The following is a 15,206-nucleotide window of genomic DNA, read 5'->3' as shown; positions in this document are numbered from 1 at the left end:
AGGGGCAGTCGATGCGGCACAGGGAGAGCCCCATGGAAGAATCGCAGTTGCTTGAGCCCGCTCAGCGTCCACGGGTGTTGTTGGTGGACGACGAAGAATCGATTCTCAACAGCCTCAAGCGCCTGCTGCGTTCCGAGCCCTATGAGGTGCTGCTGGCCACCAGTGGCACCAGGGCCCTGGAAATCCTCGCGCAAGGGCCTGTCGACCTGGTGATAAGCGATGCGCGCATGCCCGGCATGGACGGCGCCGCCTTGCTCGCCCGGGTACGGGAAAAACACCCGGAGACCCGGCGCATCCTGCTCACGGGTTACGCCGACCTGAACACCATCATCAAGGCGGTCAACGAAGGGCGGATCCACCAGTACCTGAGCAAACCGTGGAATGACGAAGAACTGCTGTTGATACTGCGCCAGAGCCTGGCGCACCAGCATGCCGAGCGTGAGCTCAAGCGTTTGCAGCAACTGGTGCTGGAGCATAACCAGCAGCTCAAGTCGAACAACGCCAGCCTGGAACGGCATGTGGCCTCACGCACGGCTGAGCTGCAGCAGACCGCCGACATGCTCGACCTGGCCTACGAAGCGCTCAAGCACAGTTATGTGACGGCCACCGAAGTGTTTTCGCTGCTGGCCAACCTGCGCCTGCCCGCCGACAGGCAAACCAACCGCAGAGTCATCGAGCTGGTGCGCGCCTGCTGCAGAAAGCACAGTCTGGATGAGGCCAGCAGCCGCGACTTGACCATGGCGGCTGCGCTGTACAACATCGGCAAGCTGAGCTGGAGTGACTCCATGCTGTCGGCGCCGGCGGACTTGCTACGGCACACTGATCAAACGCGCTACCGGGCCTATCCGGAGCAGAGTGAGTCGGTGCTGATGGCGCTGGAGCCGATGCAGGATGCCGCGCGGTTGATCCTGGCTCACCAGGAGCGCTGGGACGGTAGCGGTTTTCCCCATCGCCTCAAGGGCGAGGCCATTCCCTGGGGCGCCCGGTTGTTGAAGCTAGCGGTGGACTACATCGAGTTGCAGTGCGGGCTGATTCTGGAGCGCCGGATGAACAGCGATGAGGCCCTGCTGTTCATCCGCAAGTACGCAGGGCGCTTGTACGACCCGAATCTGGTGGAGGACTTCGTCCAGGTCTGTGCCACCTGCCAGAGTGACGTCACCGTCGACGATCCGACGGTCAAGGTGCTGGGAACCCGCGAGTTGCAGGCGGGGATGGTCCTGCGGCGCAACCTGAATGCCGACAACGGCATGTTGCTGCTCAATGCCGGCAAGCTGCTCAGCGAGCCGCTGGTGCAGAAGCTGATTGCCTTCGAAGCCATGGAAGGGGCCTGCTACAACGTCTTTGTCAGTATTCCTGAAGCTGCGGGTGCGGTTATTTGACTCCGGGCGCTGATCGCCGCTCTTGATCTGTGCCCCTTCGTTGCGTCATCTTTCGCACCGCGCACCTCGGACCAGGGCTAGGCGCGGGTGCAGATCCCAGGTTCGTTGCGGGGCGCGATGGATTTTTCAGGAGGACCACGATGGATGCGGCAACACTGTTTCTCTACATCGTCACCGTCAGCGCGGTGATGATCACGCCCGGGCCCTCGATGTTGCTGGCCCTGAACAACGGCGCGGTCCATGGAATGCGGGTGGCCGGCTGCGGGATCGCGGGTGCGGCGCTGTCCGATCTGCTGCTGATCGGTGCCGTGGGCTGTGGCCTGGGGGCCTTGCTGCAGGCCTCGGAGTCGTTGTTCGTGGTGGTCAAGGCCTGCGGCGCGGTCTATCTGCTGTACCTGGCCTGGGGCTTGTGGCGGGCGCCGACCCAGGCCCTGACGAACCGCCTCGAGGGCGTTTCGGCCAGCGGTCGCTCAGCGTTTCGCCGGGCATTGCTGGTGGGCTTGTCCAACCCCAAGGGCCTGTTGTTCTTCTCGGCCTTTGTGCCGCAGTTCGTGCGCCCCGACCAGCCGGTGGCCGAGCAGTACCTGATCCTGGCCCTGGTCAGTGCCCTGGTGGACTGCCTGATGATGAGCTTGTACGCCTTTGGCGGCCGCCGCGCCATGACGCGCTTTTCCGCCCGGGTCATGGGCTGGGTCAACCGCAGTTGTGCCGGCATGCTGGCCATATTGGCGGTGGGGGTGGGCTTGTATCGCCGCAGTGACAGCCCGGCGCTCTAGAGGCTCTGTACCCTCGCGCCTGACCGGCCTTGCCGGGGCACGGCGCGGCGAATGTCATGTTTCTGCAACCCCGGCATGCCAAGAAGGTGAGTCTGTGTGTCAATCGCTGTACCCCGCTGGCGGGGGCAGGACGCTTCGATTCCACAAGGAGAGGTCACGATGAGAACGTTTTTTGCCCTGCTGGCGGCCCTGGTGCTGACCCTGGGGATGGTGGGCATCAGCGACGCACGTCAGCCCAAACAGCAGCGCGATTCGGTGGCGGGGACCTTCGATTATTACCTGTTGACCCTGTCCTGGTCGCCGACCTTCTGCCTGATGCATCCAGACAACCTGCAATGTACGGGCAAGGGTTACGGTTTTGTCCTGCACGGCCTGTGGCCGCAATACGTCAAGGGCGGCTGGCCCGAGTTCTGCCCACCCTTGACCCCATTGAGTGCCCAGGAGCGAGCCAAGGGCCTGACCCTGTTTCCCACGGCCAAGCTGATGAACCACGAATGGACCAAGCACGGCACCTGCAGCGCCTTGGGCGCCATGGGTTACCTGGAGGCCGCGGACAAGGCCCTGGCCACGGTGCAGATACCGCAAGCGCTGCAGCCCTCGACCACGGTGCATTACCTTGAGGCCACGCAGATTGCCCAGCAGTTTCGCCAGAGCAAACCGGGAATGGCCGACAATGGCATTGCCGTTATCTGCAGCGGTCCCGAACTGTCCGAGGTTCGGGTCTGCCTGACCAAGCAGCTGGATTTTGGCCCTTGCGGCAAAGGCGTGAAAAACCAATGCCGCGCAGGCCAGATCCGAGTTCCGCCCGTTCGCTGAGGGCGCCTACGCCAGATCGCCCAGCAGGCTTTTCAGGCGCTGGCTGGTTGCGCTGCTGCAAGCGTGCATCGGCGCCCGCAGGTGCGGGTTGATCAAGCCTTGATGAGCCAGCAGGGCTTTCACCGGCGCTGGGTTGGGCTCGGCGAACAGTGCCTGAATCAACGGCACCAGTTGCAGGAATGTCGCCCGAGCCGCCTCCAGTTGTTGCGCCTGAACCTGGTGCAGCAGTTGCACGAACAATTCCGGGCGAATATGCGCCGAGGCCGCAATCGCCCCACGCGCGCCCAGGCACAAGGCGCCGAACAGCTGCAAGTCCTCGCCGCACAAGACTTCCACCTCACCGCTGGCCAGCAGCGCCAGAGTGTTTTCCAGGTTGCCGCCACAGTCCTTGACCGCGGCGATCCGTGGATGACGCACGATGTTGAGCAAGGTGTCTTTGTGCAGGGTCACCCCGGTGCGGTAGGGAATGTCATAGACGATCAGCGGCACGCTGGAGGCATCGGCGATGCTGTGGAAGAAGCTTTCCAGAGCGGCCTGTGAGGGGCGGATGTAATAGGGCGCGGGCACCAGCAGGGCGGCCACCGGACGCTTGAGGATTTCCCCCTGCAGGCTGAGCAGCGACTTCAGGTTGTTGCCTGCCAGCCCCATGATTACCCGCCCGGCGGGTGCTTGTTCCAGCACGGCGTCGAGCACCGCCAGTTGCTCGTCCTTGTCCAGGGCGGCGGCTTCGCCGGTGGTGCCACAGACCACCAAGCCGGCCACGCCGCACTCCAGCAGGTGGGCGCTCAGCCGCCGCAGCGCGGCAAAGTCGATGGCGCCGTCGACGAAGGGGGTGACGATGGGGACCCAGATACCTTGAAACGATGACATGCGTATTCTCCTGATGGTTGACCGTCGGGTCGTCGCCAGAAGAGTAGAAGGGCGTTAAGCAAAGGGGAGGGTGTCCGTAGCGCTTGAGGTCCTGTCAGCTCATCTGACGGGACACAGCGCCCCGGTCACATGAGCGACTGTTTCTTCGATTTAGAGCTGCACGCCACGCACGCTTCGGCCTTGGCGAACAGGCCAAGGGCGCGATAGTCGAGGGCAAGTGCTGGGAACATGGGCAGTGCAGGCTCTGGAATCAGGTGCACAGTTTTAAAAGCCGGTGCGGGATTTGTCAATCATGGATGGGAAACATGCATGTGGGCATGTGGGCATGCGGATATGTGTATGCGATGGCCGTTTGCCAAGCCAGATCAAAGCCTTCACTGGCAACCGTTACAGCGTTTTTACCGCGCGCCCAATGAACTGCACGGGACCGGTCGGTCTGCCCACGGCAGACCCTTGGCGGCTTTCCAGGGTCAGCTCGAACAACTGATTGACCTGCAGGGGGGGCAGACGATCAAGGGACACCCGCACTGGCTCGCCGGGCTTGACCAGTCCCAGGGAAACGGGGCTCTGCCAGTCGTCGGCCTTGGTCCAGAACTCCAGGGCCTTGTCGGCCGGAATCTCCAGACTGCCCAGCGGAATCAGTTGCAGCTCCCGGGTGTCACTGGCTTGCACCACCCAGCCGGGGGATTGGTCCTGGGGCGCCACCAGCACCACCAGGTAGCCGGGGGGCGCGCTGGGACGCAGCAGTAACAGGCTGCCCAGCACGAGGCTGGCGGCCAGACCGGCCGTGGCGAGGCTGCGCCACAGCAGCAATGGATGCCCGGCTGAAGCGGGCTTGCGGGCAGTCACTGGCTGTTGTGAGGTCGGTTGTTCCAGGCTGCGTTCGATCCGCCGCCAGAGCCAAGGCGAAGGCGTGCAGGGCGCGGCCAGGGCTGTCAGCGGGTGCAGGCGCTGTTCCCAGCTTTGCACAGCCGCGCGCAAGGCGGCATCTTGAGGCAGGCGTTGTTCAAGCTGCTGGCGCTGTTCGGTGTCCAGGGTGCCCAGGACGTACTCACTGGCCAGTGCCTGGCGTTCAGGATTGTCGTCGTCCGTCGGGCGGTTGTTCATCCCAGGCACTCCCGTAAAGCGGCGAGACTGCGCTTGATCCAGGCCTTGACCGTGCCCAAGGGAGTGGCCAGCCGAGTGGCGATTTCCATATGTGAATAGCCATCCAGGTAGGCGCGCAGCAGGCACTCGCGGCGTTGCGGGGGCAGTTGTCCCAAGCAATGCTGCAGCCGCCCGGCATCGGCCAGCGCCGGGCCAAGGGCCTCGCTGTCAGGCAGGGCATCAAGGGGGACCTGGCTCCTTGGGTCCTGTTCGTCGATCGCCACTTCACGGCCATGGCGTCGCAGAAAGTTCAGTGCCAGGTGCCGGGTGATGCTGAACATCCAGCCGCGAGCGTTGCCGCGCTGGGGGTCGAAGCTGCTGGCGCCTTGCCAGATTCTGAGAAAGGCGTCATGCACAATGTCTTCGGCCAAGGCGGTATCGCGGACCAGCCGTTTGGCGACGCCGAGCAAGCGAGCGCCTTCCTCGCGATACAGCGCCTCCAGCGCCTCACGTTCACCCCGGGCACAGGCGGCGATGCAGCCGTTGTAGTCAAACAGCGATTCGGGTAAGGACAAAGGCATCTACTCGCGATAAATGACGGCCACTGCGAGCGGATCGACGCAGTGGCTGTCAGCAGCATAGACCCGTTCCCTCCGTCTGGGGCGGGGCTTTTTCGCCCTGATTAACGGGCCGCCCAGAAAATATAGTCAGCCTGATACTTCACGGTTTGGCGCGTGCCTTTATTGGCTGCAGTACAGGCATTGCTGGGCGCCACGCCACCCTTGAGGGCCACGCGCTGGACGTAGCTGATGCCGCTCATCAAGCCTTTGCCTTCGGCCGGGTTGGCCTTGACCAACTGATAGGGCAGGTTGCCCGCGCCGGAGGGCGCCACGGCCACCTGGGTGCCGGTGATTTTCGAACCGTCCTTGGCCTGCCAGGTGGCCGGTGGACCAAAGTAGTCGCCCACCGCTTTGCCGCTGCGATCGCTGAGCAACACTTTGGGACCGACGAAGGACCACTCGGTCTGGCCCGGGGCATTCGCCTTGTCTCGGCATTCGTAGATGATTTCACCGGTGCCGACGGTTTCCAGGGCCACTTTGTGCCCGTCCGGCACTTTGATGTTTTCAGGAAGCATGCTCTGTGCCTGCACCCCAGGCAGGGCGCCCAGGCAAGTGATGGCGAAGGTTGCGCTGAGGCAGAGAAAGCGTTGTTTAGCGTGCATGGTGATTCTCCATTGAGGGATCGACTCAGCAGTTTTATGGGCTGCTATGAGTACTACCCGCCAGAGCAGGATCTGGATGCAGCGTGGGCAAAATAAAGTGATGGCAGGTTTCAGGCGGCGGCAGGTCAGCGGTGCTGAGTGCCGTCCACATGAGCCGTCAGGTGCACTGCCGTGGCGCGTCCAGTGGGCGATCCAGGCAGCCTGTGTTGGTGCGCAATGCTGCCGTGGCTGTGCGAGAGCGATCTATGGGGCTTGATTCGTATTGAAGGTTTGGCGAAAACATCTGTGCCTGTTGAACGATCAGTGTTTGATGAGTGTGTGTAGCCTATTCACAACGTGGATTTTACCAGTGAGAAAAAGTGCGCTTTAAAGAATGCTTCTCAGTAATTGAAAAGCTTGCTTTTTATTATCTGACTAAGCGTTGATTCGGGTCAGGGTCTTTTTCTGTTCGCGATTTAAGTGGCGGGGTTTGATAAATTTTTCACAACGTTATTACGGCTTGAATCTAGACTTAAGTCGACTGGATGCGTGGTGGCCATTTGTAATAATTGTTTTGGCTCCGGAAAGTTCTGCAGGTGGCAGAGGAAGTCTTCGGGTTATCGCAGGATGCGAAAGTTGTTATTTGATAATGAATGGCAATTAATTATTTTTCTGCGAGGTTTTTCAGTTGAAAAACAATCTCCCGGTGACTCAGCGTGAATTGGTTTTCCCTACAGAGCAACGGCTTATTTCAGCCACTGATGTTCGCGGCAAGATCACTTACTGCAACGATGAATTTGTCGCGGTCAGTGGTTTCAGCCGAGAACAACTGATCGGCAGCCCGCATAACATTGTGCGTCATCCGGACATGCCCGAAGCGGTGTTCGCCCACATGTGGTCCTACCTCAAAGACGGTAAGAGCTGGATGGGCATCGTCAAGAATCGCTGCAATAACGGCGACCACTACTGGGTCAACGCCTACGTTACGCCGATCTTCAGCAAGGGCGTGATTGCGGGCTACGAATCGGTCCGGGTCAAGCCCGAGCGTGAACAGGTGGAGCGGGCTACCCAGCTGTATCAGCGCATGCGCAGCGATAACCTGGCTTTGCCGTGGCGTCACCGGGTGGCCACGGTCTGTGCGTTCGCCTTGCCGCCGCTGCTGGGCCTGGCCGTCAGCGCGACGGCCTATTGGCTGGGCGGGCCTTGGGCCGCGCTGGGGGCGGCGGTGTCTGGTTATTTCGCGGTGCAAGCCTATGCCGCCTACCGCACACGGCAGATGCTGGGGCGCATCAGTTCGGTGTCCCTGGGCAGCTTCGACAGTGAACTGATTGCCCGAACCTACACCGATGAACAGGGTCTCGCGGCGCAGTTGCAGATGATCCTGATCAGCGAGTCGGCAAAAATCCGCACTGCCCTCAGTCGCCTGGGGGATTACGCCAACCAGGCGGCGTCGCTGGCTTCCACCAGTAAGAGCCTGTCGGCCCAGGCGGAGTTGGTGCTGGGTAAGCAGCGGGACGAAGCCGACATGGCGGCCACCGCGATGAACCAGATGGCTTCGTCGATTTCTGAAGTGTCGGTGCATATCCACGACACCGCGTCGGCGGCCGATCAGGTCAACAACCTGACCCAGGTGGGCTCCGACGAGGCGCAGAAAACCCGCGCGGTGATCGAAAAGCTTGCCGACACCGTGGATGCGGTCAGTCAATCGGTGGAAGGCCTGGCCCAGGAAACCCAGTCCATCCAGCAGGCGGCGAACATGATCCGCTCGATCGCCGAGCAGACCAATCTGCTGGCGCTCAATGCCGCCATCGAGGCCGCCCGGGCCGGCGAGCAAGGTCGTGGTTTTGCGGTGGTGGCCGACGAGGTGCGGGCCTTGGCGTCCAAGACCCAGGAATCCACCCAGAGCATTCAGCGGATCATCGTTACCTTGCAGGAAGTGGCCTCCCAAGCCGTCGAAGTGGCTCGTCAGGGCAGCATCGAGGCGCGCTCCGGCGTGGCCCAGGTGATCAGCACTCAGGACGCGCTGAACGGGATCAACTCGGCGGTGGAGCGCATTCATCAGATGAGCCAACAGATGGCGGCCGCTTCGGAGCAGCAAGCTCATGTGGCCGAAGAAATTTCCCAGCAAATCACCAACATTGCCCGGGTATCGGATCAAAACGCGGACATTGCCGTGCATTCATCGTCGGTGGGGGGCGATCTTGAATCCACCGCCCACGAACTTAATGCCCTGGTCATGCGATTTAATAGTTGATCGCCAGCGGCAATCAGCAACTCTTAATTTATAGCCGGTTGATCTGATTGATCAGTGTGGGAGTGCGTATGTCCAGTGTGATGGAGACGGTTAATAGTCGAACGCAGTTGGCCGGGCAGAACCGTTTGGAATTATTATTATTCCGTTTTAATGAGTCGCAGTTGTATGGCATCAACGTATTTAAAGTGCGAGAGGTTCTCAAGTGTCCCAAGTTAAACTTGCTGCCCAAGTCCCATGCGGTGGTGTGTGGCGTGGCGACAATACGCGGCAGCTCTATTCCGATACTTGATCTGGCCTTGGCCACTGGGCTGCCAGGGGTTGAGGACAAAGAAGCGGCCTACGTCATCATCACTGAATACAACAACAAGACTCAGGGTTTTCTGGTCAGTGAGGTGGAACATATCGTCAACCTGAACTGGGAGGAAATTCATCCGCCGCCCAAAGGCAGTGGTTTGGACAACTACCTGACAGCGGTGACCCGGGTCGCCGAACAATTGGTGGAGATCATTGATGTCGAGAAGGTCCTGGCGGAAGTGTCACCGGTCAGTGAGGAAATCTCCCAGGGCGTGATTCCGGCGCAAGCCCGTGCCGCCGCGGCTCATTGGCGGGTGCTGACAGTGGATGACTCGGCCGTGGCGCGCAAGCAGGTCACTCGTTGCCTGGAGAGCGTCGGGGTGGAGGTGGTGTCGCTGAACGACGGGCGCCAGGCCTTGGAGTACCTGCGGGCCCTGCTGGATGAGGGCAAGAAACCCGAGGAGGAGTTTCTGATGATGATCTCCGACATCGAGATGCCGGAGATGGATGGTTATACCCTCACCGCCGAAGTGCGCAATGACCCGCGCATGCGGCCGTTCTACATCGTGCTGCATACCTCGCTGTCCGGGGCCTTCAACCAGGCCATGGTGAAGAAGGTCGGCGCCGATGATTTTCTCGCCAAGTTTCGTCCAGACGATCTGGCCGGGCGTGTGGTGGAGCGGATTGCCAGCCTGACGCCGGCGTGAGCCGAAGGCCTTGAGCACAAACCTGGGAGCCGGCAACAACAAGATTGGAGTATGAATGATGGCGATCTCTGAACTTAGCTATCAGCAAGCGTTGATGCTTTACCTTTCCGAACGTCCGGAACTGGTTGAACAGTTGGAACTGGGGCAGCCGTCGGGTCATGGCTGGCAGCCTGCGGAGTTAAGCGATCTGCAAATCCAGTACGTCAGTCGCCTGTTTGACGAGGAAGCCCGCGTGCGGGGCATGGGCACTTGGGAATTGGCGTTGTCTTTCATTGCTCGAACGCCTCAGGAACTGAACCGGATGACCCTCAGTGTGCATCGGGAAATTGCCGAAATGGTCGATATGGAGTGGGAGCAGTATTGCGACCTGAATCAGCTGCAGCCTTAGGCGCAGAGGGTGGTTTTCTTCAATACGCGCGCCGCGCGCTTGCCTAACGTGTCCTGCGGTTGATTCCACCCAGACACGAGAGGCAAGAGATGAGCATAGTGTTTTCCATGGCGGCGTTTGCCCTGGCGGCATCCATTACCCCCGGGCCGGTGAATATCGTCGCCCTCAGCAGTGGCGCACGGTTCGGCTTCAGGACCAGCTTGCGCCATGTGACCGGAGCCACCCTGGGCTTCGTCGGGTTGCTGGTGCTGATCGGCCTGGGGCTGCACGAACTGCTGCGCCAGTGGCCGATCCTGACCCAGGGCATTCGCCTGTTTGGCGTGGCCTTCCTGCTGTTCATGGCCTGGAAACTGGCCAGCGACGATGGCCGGCTCGACACCCAGGGTCAAGCGCGGGCACCTTCGGCCTGGTATGGCGCGCTGATGCAGTGGCTCAACCCCAAGGCGTGGCTGGCCTGCGTGGCCGGCATGGGGGCCTTTGCCGCCGACGGCGAGCTGCGCCAGGTGTGGCTGTTTACCGTGGTGTATCTGGTGATCTGCTACCTGTCGATTGCCTGCTGGGCTTATGTCGGCAGTTGCCTGCGGCACTACCTGAGTCATCCGCCGGGGGTGCGCCTGTTCAACCGCAGCATGGCGGCGTTGCTGGCTGCCAGCGCGGCTTATCTGCTGTTCTAGCGCTGGCCGCGGTACTGACCGGGCGTGGCCGCCAAGTGCTGTTTGAAGGCGCGCTGGAAATGCGCCTGATCGGCAAAGCCGGCCTCCAGTGCCACCTCGGCGATCGGCGCCCCGCTGCGCAGGCGGGTCTGGGCGAACTGCACCCGCTGGTTCACCAGATAGGCGTGGGGCGGCATGCCGAACTGCTGCTTGAAGGCGCGGATCAGGTAGGACGGTGACAGCTGCGCCGCCTGGCACAGGTCTTCCAGGCTCAGGGCCTGGGTGCAATGCTGGCGGATGTAGTCGGCGGCTTCCTGCAGTTTGCGGTTGTCGCCCCGGGCCGGCGCCTCGGTGGGGTTCAGGCGCTGCTGCAGGTCGCTGAAAAAACTCACCACGGCGCTGTGCTTGAGCAGCGGCTCGGCTTCGGCGGCCACCAGGGTCCGGTACAACTGCTCCAGTTCGGCGAACAGCTGCGGGTCGCGGCTGTGGGTCTCGCGAAACGGACGAAAGCCCAGTTCGGCGCAAAAACCCAGGTCGTGCTGCAGGGCGGTCAGCCAGGGTGTGTCGACATACAGCATGCGATAGGACCAGGGTTGATCGTCGATCGGGTTGCAGGCGTGCACCACCCCCGGGTTCATCAGCACCACGGTGCCGCGGCTGACCCGCCACTGCGAGTGGCCGCTGAGGTAGGTGCTGACACCCGCGGTGATGCTGCCGATGGAGAACTGTTGGTGGGCATGGCGGCTGTAGCAGACCTTGCGGCCATCGGCGATGGAGCGGGCTTCGATGAACGGCAGGGCAGGGTCGCGCCAGAACTGCGGTTCCTGGTCGGCGGTGAGGGCAGGCTTCATTGAGGTTGTCCGTCTGCGAAAGCTGGCGCGATTGTATTAGCTCTGGCCGTCGAAGGCGCGCTGCAGCGTCGCGATATCGAGTTTTTTCATCCCCAGCAGGGCCTGCATCACCCGTTGCGAACGGGCTGGGTCGGGGTCGCAGATCATCGGCGTGAGGCACTGCGGCACGATCTGCCAGGACAGCCCGAAGCGGTCCTTGAGCCAGCCGCATTGCTGCGCCTCTGGCGGGCCGCCAAAACCCAGGGCGTTCCAGTAGTGATCCAACTCGGTCTGGCTGCGGCAATGCACTTGCAGGGAGATGGCTTCATTGAAGGTGAACAGCGGGCCACCGTTGAGGGCGGTGAAACCCTGGCCGTCGAGCTCGAACAGCACGCTCATCACCGAGCCCTCGGGGCGCCTGTGAATGTCGAAGCCGGCCTTGCCGTAGTGGCTGATGTGGGTGATGTGCGATTGTTCGAAGACCGAGCAGTAGAACTGTGCCGCCTCGTGTGCCTGGTGGTCGAACCACAGGCACGGGGTGATGGTCTGGATACGTAGCATGGCGTCGGTCCTCTGCGGGTTGATCACGCTGGCTCAAGCGTAGTCAACCCGCTGCCGGGCAGCGCGACCGTGGATCGGCGTGCTCAGAAGTCCCAGCGGGTGGCCAGTTGCAGGCTGCGCGGTTCGCCATAGAAACCGGTGCCGAAGTTGCCGATGCCGGTGTGGTACTGCTTGTCGAAGAGGTTCTTCACGTTCAGGGTCGAGCATAGGTGCTGGTTGAACTGCTAGCGGGCCATGGCGTCCACCAGGAAGTCGCCGTCCTGGACGATGCGCGAGTCATGCCCGTCATTGACCGCATCGTTCGGATCGGGCGGGTAGACCCTGCCGAAGAATCGGCTCTGCCAGTTGACCCCGCCGCCCAGGGTCAGGCGGTCCCAGGTGTGGTTCAGGCGGCGCCGCAACAATTCATAGAGCCAGGGGTGATGAGCGTCATAGAGGTTATGGACCAGAGCGGGGCTGGCGGGCAGCGTGGAAGGCAAGGGTGTGGTCCGGTGGCGGGCGGCGCTGCCAATACGAATCGATCGTGACGACCCCCAAACCCCTGGTACGCTGCAAATGATATTGATTCGCCGTTGTGCCGGGATGCGGCCCGGCACAACGGCGCGGCTTCGGGCTCAAGGCTGGCGACACAGGGGCGATAAAACACTCAAGGCAGTGCCATCGAGTGCTTGCCGACCAGGGTTTCTACAGTGGTATCTTCGCCTGCACCCCCTGTTTGCTCCACGGCGCCGCCAGACGCTGGGCGGCTGTGGCGGGGGCCGTCTGCAGGGGACGGACGTGCGGTGGCAGAGGGGGAGAGGCCGATGCGGCAACTGGGGTTCAAGCTGTTTTTCACCCACCGCCTGGCGTTACTGGCGGGCGCCGAGTCGTTGCGCTCGATTCGCGAAGGCCTGCTCTGGCTATTGCCTTGCCTGCTGGTTTCGGCACTGTTCCTGATCCTCGCGCAATGCGCCCAGGCCCTGGGCGCCCCCGGCTCCCTGGTGGACTTGCTGACCGGGCTGCACCAGCGCATCAGTTCGATCATTCCCCTGCTGGTGGCGGCGTCCATCGGCTACATGCTGGCGATCCAGCACCGCCTGCCCCGACTGCCGGTGGCCTTTCTCTGCCTGGCCCATGTGGTGATCGCCATCTACCTGCTGCGGGACTATCCGCTGGCGGCGGCGACCTTGGTGCTGTTCATCGCCATCGCCTCGCCCCTGGTCAATGTCCCGACCATGGCCTGGCTGCACCGCCGACGCTGGACCCGGCTGGTGGACGAAGGCCTGGTGGGGCACAACCTCAAGGGCACCATCAATATGGTGCTGCCGGGGGGGCTGACCTGCCTGGCGCTGGTGGCGGTGCTGCAACTGCTGTTACAGGTCCACGACTTTGCCTACATCCCGCGCCCGTTCGACATCGACAGCCTGGATCATCCCTACCTCAAAGCGATTCTCCTGACCTCGACCAATTCCCTGCTGTGGTTCTTCGGCATCCACGGCACCTACGCCATGCAGCCCTTGATCGAGGTGCTGGATCAGGCGGTGGCGCTCAATGCCGCCGATCATGCCGCCGGAGAGCCCCTGCGCTATGCCCTCAACAGTGGCTTGCTGGGCTGTTTCGCCTTCATCGGCGGTTCCGGCGGATCCCTGGCCCTGGTGCTGGCGATCCTCGGCTTTTCCCGCAATCGTTCCATGCGCCTGCTGGCCATGGCGAGCCTGGCGCTGTCGCTGTTCAACGTCAACGAACTGCTGCTGTTCGGCCTGCCGATCATCCTCAATCCGCGCCTGCTGGTGCCGTTCATGCTGGTGCCCATGGTCAATGCCTGCCTGGCCCTGCTGGTGGTGCAACTGGGCTGGGTCAGCCCGGCCCTGGTCAGCGTGCCCTTTACCTCACCGGTGCTGCTCAATGCTTACCTGAGCACCCAGGGCGACTGGGGCGCGGTGCTTCTGCAACTGCTGTTGCTGGGGATCGGCACCCTGATCTACCTGCCTTATGTGCGCAGTATCCAGCGCCAGGGCGAAGGCGCCGGGCAGGTCTACCTGAAAACTTTCGACACCACCTTCCGTGGCCTGGAGGAGCGCGGCAGGCTGTTCGAACTGGACCCGATGGTGGCGGCCTACCGACAGGCCGCGCAGCAGTCCCTGCAACTGGCGCGGATCCAGCAACTGAGCGGCTACGACTTTCACCTGGAGTACCAGCCTCAGGTGGCCAAGGACAGTGGCCTGTGCACCGGCTGCGAGGCGCTGATCCGCGCCCGGGATGGCGAGGGGGCGGTGCAGTCGCCCTGGGAGCTGTTGCAATGGCTGGGGCAGGCCGGGCTGATGCCCGAGGTGGATTTCTGGGTCGCCTCCCAGGCGGTGCGCCAGCACCTGGCCTGGAGCAATATCGGCTTCCAACTGCCCATCACCATCAATATCTCCAGTGCCACCCTGGCTTCGGTGGAGCATGGTCGGCGTCTGCTGGAGATTCTCGCCAGGGCCCAGGGTCAGGTTTCGGTGGAGATCACCGAGGACGCGCTGGTGGGCGATGCGCTGCTGACCCAGCAATGGATCGGCAAGCTGCATGCCCTGGGCGCGCGGGTCTACATCGATGACTTCGGCACCGGTTTTTCCGCCTTGAGCTACCTGCACCAGTTTCCGGTGGACGGGATCAAGATCGACCGCAGCTTCGTCCTGGCCCAGCGCGAGCCCAAGGGCGCCCAGGTGCTCAACGGTCTGTTGCGCTTTTGCGAGACCCTCAAGCTCAAGGTGGTGGTGGAAGGGGTGGAAACCCGCGAGCAACTGGACTTTCTGCAATCGAGCTCGGAGCTGATCATTCAGGGCTGGTACTACAGCAAGTCCCTGCCGGGGGAGCAGATCCCCGGTTTTGTCAGCCAGCGGGCGCACAGTGCCCTGGCCGCCAGCGAGAACTGAGGCGCGGCTTCAGGCTGTTGGGGGGAACGCCGGATGGTCGGGACGCGGCAAGGCCTGCCAGGTGCGCGTCGGCGGCGAGCAGCCACAGGCACTGATGGGGCGCCAGGGTCTGGAGGGGCGGGCCGAGCAACTCGGCCAGCGCCAGGGACGGTGCCGGAAAGGTGACACGAACATCGGTATCGGCAGGGCGCTCAACTGCCAGGGCAGATCCGGCAACAGGCGCGACAGGCTTTGTGGGGCGGGCGCTGGGGACATCCTTGTGGGCCAGGGGAGCGGCAAGAGGGGGCCAATCTATGTCCTTGGGCGGACAAGCGCAGCCTGGAAGGCAGAGTCAAACTGACTTGTTTGTGGTCTTTATGACCTGGTTTTGTCCGAGTCATAAAGACTCCGGTCAGTCGGCAGGCGCGGTTTTACCGGGCAGCAGCCTTGGCATGAAATGTGATGGTGCTGATGCATCGCTGATTGGCCAAGGAGTTCTGAGCATGATCCGTCATTGCAAT

14 protein-coding genes and 1 pseudogene are annotated in these 15,206 nt (G+C 62.3%); 8 read left to right on the top strand and 7 right to left on the bottom strand.

What is annotated here, in order from left to right; translation table 11 throughout:
• The first annotated feature begins 32 nt into the window (after positions 1-32).
• From PLD_RS06010 to PLD_RS06000, 3 genes are all read left to right on the top strand, one after another.
• Positions 33-1,379: an HD domain-containing phosphohydrolase gene (locus PLD_RS06010; RefSeq protein WP_159890771.1), complete on the top strand. Its 1,347-nt coding sequence runs from the start codon at positions 33-35 to the stop codon at positions 1,377-1,379.
• Between the two features lie 140 nt (positions 1,380-1,519).
• Complete coding sequence (locus PLD_RS06005; protein ID WP_159890770.1) at positions 1,520-2,155, top strand: LysE family translocator; 636 nt, start codon at positions 1,520-1,522, stop codon at positions 2,153-2,155.
• A gap of 159 nt (positions 2,156-2,314) precedes the next feature.
• Positions 2,315-2,971, top strand: coding sequence for a ribonuclease T2 (locus PLD_RS06000; protein WP_159890769.1), 657 nt, complete (start codon positions 2,315-2,317; stop codon positions 2,969-2,971).
• A gap of 6 nt (positions 2,972-2,977) precedes the next feature.
• Here PLD_RS06000 and dapA read toward each other — a convergent pair whose 3' ends face one another.
• From dapA to PLD_RS05980, 4 genes are all read right to left on the bottom strand, one after another.
• Positions 2,978-3,841 carry a 4-hydroxy-tetrahydrodipicolinate synthase gene (gene dapA / locus PLD_RS05995; protein ID WP_159890768.1) on the bottom strand — a complete coding sequence of 288 codons (864 nt, stop codon included), beginning with the start codon at positions 3,839-3,841 and terminating at the stop codon, positions 2,978-2,980.
• 387 nt (positions 3,842-4,228) lie between these two features.
• Positions 4,229-4,948: an anti-sigma factor domain-containing protein gene (locus PLD_RS05990; protein WP_159890767.1), complete on the bottom strand. Its 720-nt coding sequence runs from the start codon at positions 4,946-4,948 to the stop codon at positions 4,229-4,231.
• The gene (locus tag PLD_RS05985) at positions 4,945-5,502 is read right to left on the bottom strand and encodes a sigma-70 family RNA polymerase sigma factor (protein ID WP_371928934.1); all 558 of its coding nucleotides are present in this window, start codon (positions 5,500-5,502) and stop codon (positions 4,945-4,947) included. Before PLD_RS05985 ends, PLD_RS05990 begins: the two co-directional genes overlap by 4 nt.
• A gap of 107 nt (positions 5,503-5,609) precedes the next feature.
• Positions 5,610-6,149: a DUF3455 domain-containing protein gene (locus PLD_RS05980; protein ID WP_159890765.1), complete on the bottom strand. Its 540-nt coding sequence runs from the start codon at positions 6,147-6,149 to the stop codon at positions 5,610-5,612.
• Positions 6,150-6,816: 667 nt separating this feature from the next.
• On the opposite strand from PLD_RS05980, the gene PLD_RS05975 reads away from it, so the two are divergent.
• The 4 genes from PLD_RS05975 to PLD_RS05960 all read left to right on the top strand — a co-directional run bounded on the left by PLD_RS05975 (position 6,817) and on the right by PLD_RS05960 (position 10,445).
• On the top strand, positions 6,817-8,382 hold the full coding sequence (locus tag PLD_RS05975) for a PAS domain-containing methyl-accepting chemotaxis protein (protein WP_159890763.1): 1,566 nt from the start codon (positions 6,817-6,819) through the stop codon (positions 8,380-8,382).
• Positions 8,383-8,450: 68 nt separating this feature from the next.
• Positions 8,451-9,383 carry a chemotaxis protein CheV gene (locus PLD_RS05970; protein WP_159890761.1) on the top strand — a complete coding sequence of 311 codons (933 nt, stop codon included), beginning with the start codon at positions 8,451-8,453 and terminating at the stop codon, positions 9,381-9,383.
• A 55-nt stretch (positions 9,384-9,438) separates the two neighbouring features.
• Positions 9,439-9,771, top strand: coding sequence for a DUF6388 family protein (locus PLD_RS05965; protein WP_159890759.1), 333 nt, complete (start codon positions 9,439-9,441; stop codon positions 9,769-9,771).
• Between the two features lie 89 nt (positions 9,772-9,860).
• Positions 9,861-10,445, top strand: coding sequence for a LysE family translocator (locus tag PLD_RS05960; protein ID WP_159890757.1), 585 nt, complete (start codon positions 9,861-9,863; stop codon positions 10,443-10,445).
• Here PLD_RS05960 and PLD_RS05955 read toward each other — a convergent pair.
• From PLD_RS05955 to PLD_RS05945, 3 genes and pseudogenes are all read right to left on the bottom strand, one after another.
• Positions 10,442-11,275 carry an AraC family transcriptional regulator gene (locus PLD_RS05955; RefSeq protein WP_159890755.1) on the bottom strand — a complete coding sequence of 278 codons (834 nt, stop codon included), beginning with the start codon at positions 11,273-11,275 and terminating at the stop codon, positions 10,442-10,444. The genes PLD_RS05960 and PLD_RS05955 overlap by 4 nt on opposite strands.
• A 36-nt stretch (positions 11,276-11,311) precedes the next feature.
• Positions 11,312-11,815, bottom strand: a complete 504-nt coding sequence (locus tag PLD_RS05950) for a VOC family protein (protein WP_159890753.1) — start codon at positions 11,813-11,815, stop codon at positions 11,312-11,314.
• Between the two features lie 83 nt (positions 11,816-11,898).
• Positions 11,899-12,207: pseudogene (locus tag PLD_RS05945) on the bottom strand (TonB-dependent siderophore receptor); the annotation flags it as partial.
• 411 nt (positions 12,208-12,618) lie between these two features.
• Here PLD_RS05945 and PLD_RS05940 point away from each other — a divergent pair.
• Entirely contained in the window at positions 12,619-14,706 is a 2,088-nt protein-coding gene (locus tag PLD_RS05940; protein ID WP_159890751.1) for an EAL domain-containing protein, read from the top strand.
• Positions 14,707-15,206 lie beyond the last annotated feature (500 nt).

This window comes from Pseudomonas sp. LD120 (genome assembly GCF_009861525.1).
In the GTDB taxonomy this organism is placed as follows: domain Bacteria; phylum Pseudomonadota; class Gammaproteobacteria; order Pseudomonadales; family Pseudomonadaceae; genus Aquipseudomonas.
This window is presented reverse-complemented; position numbering and strand designations above follow the sequence as displayed.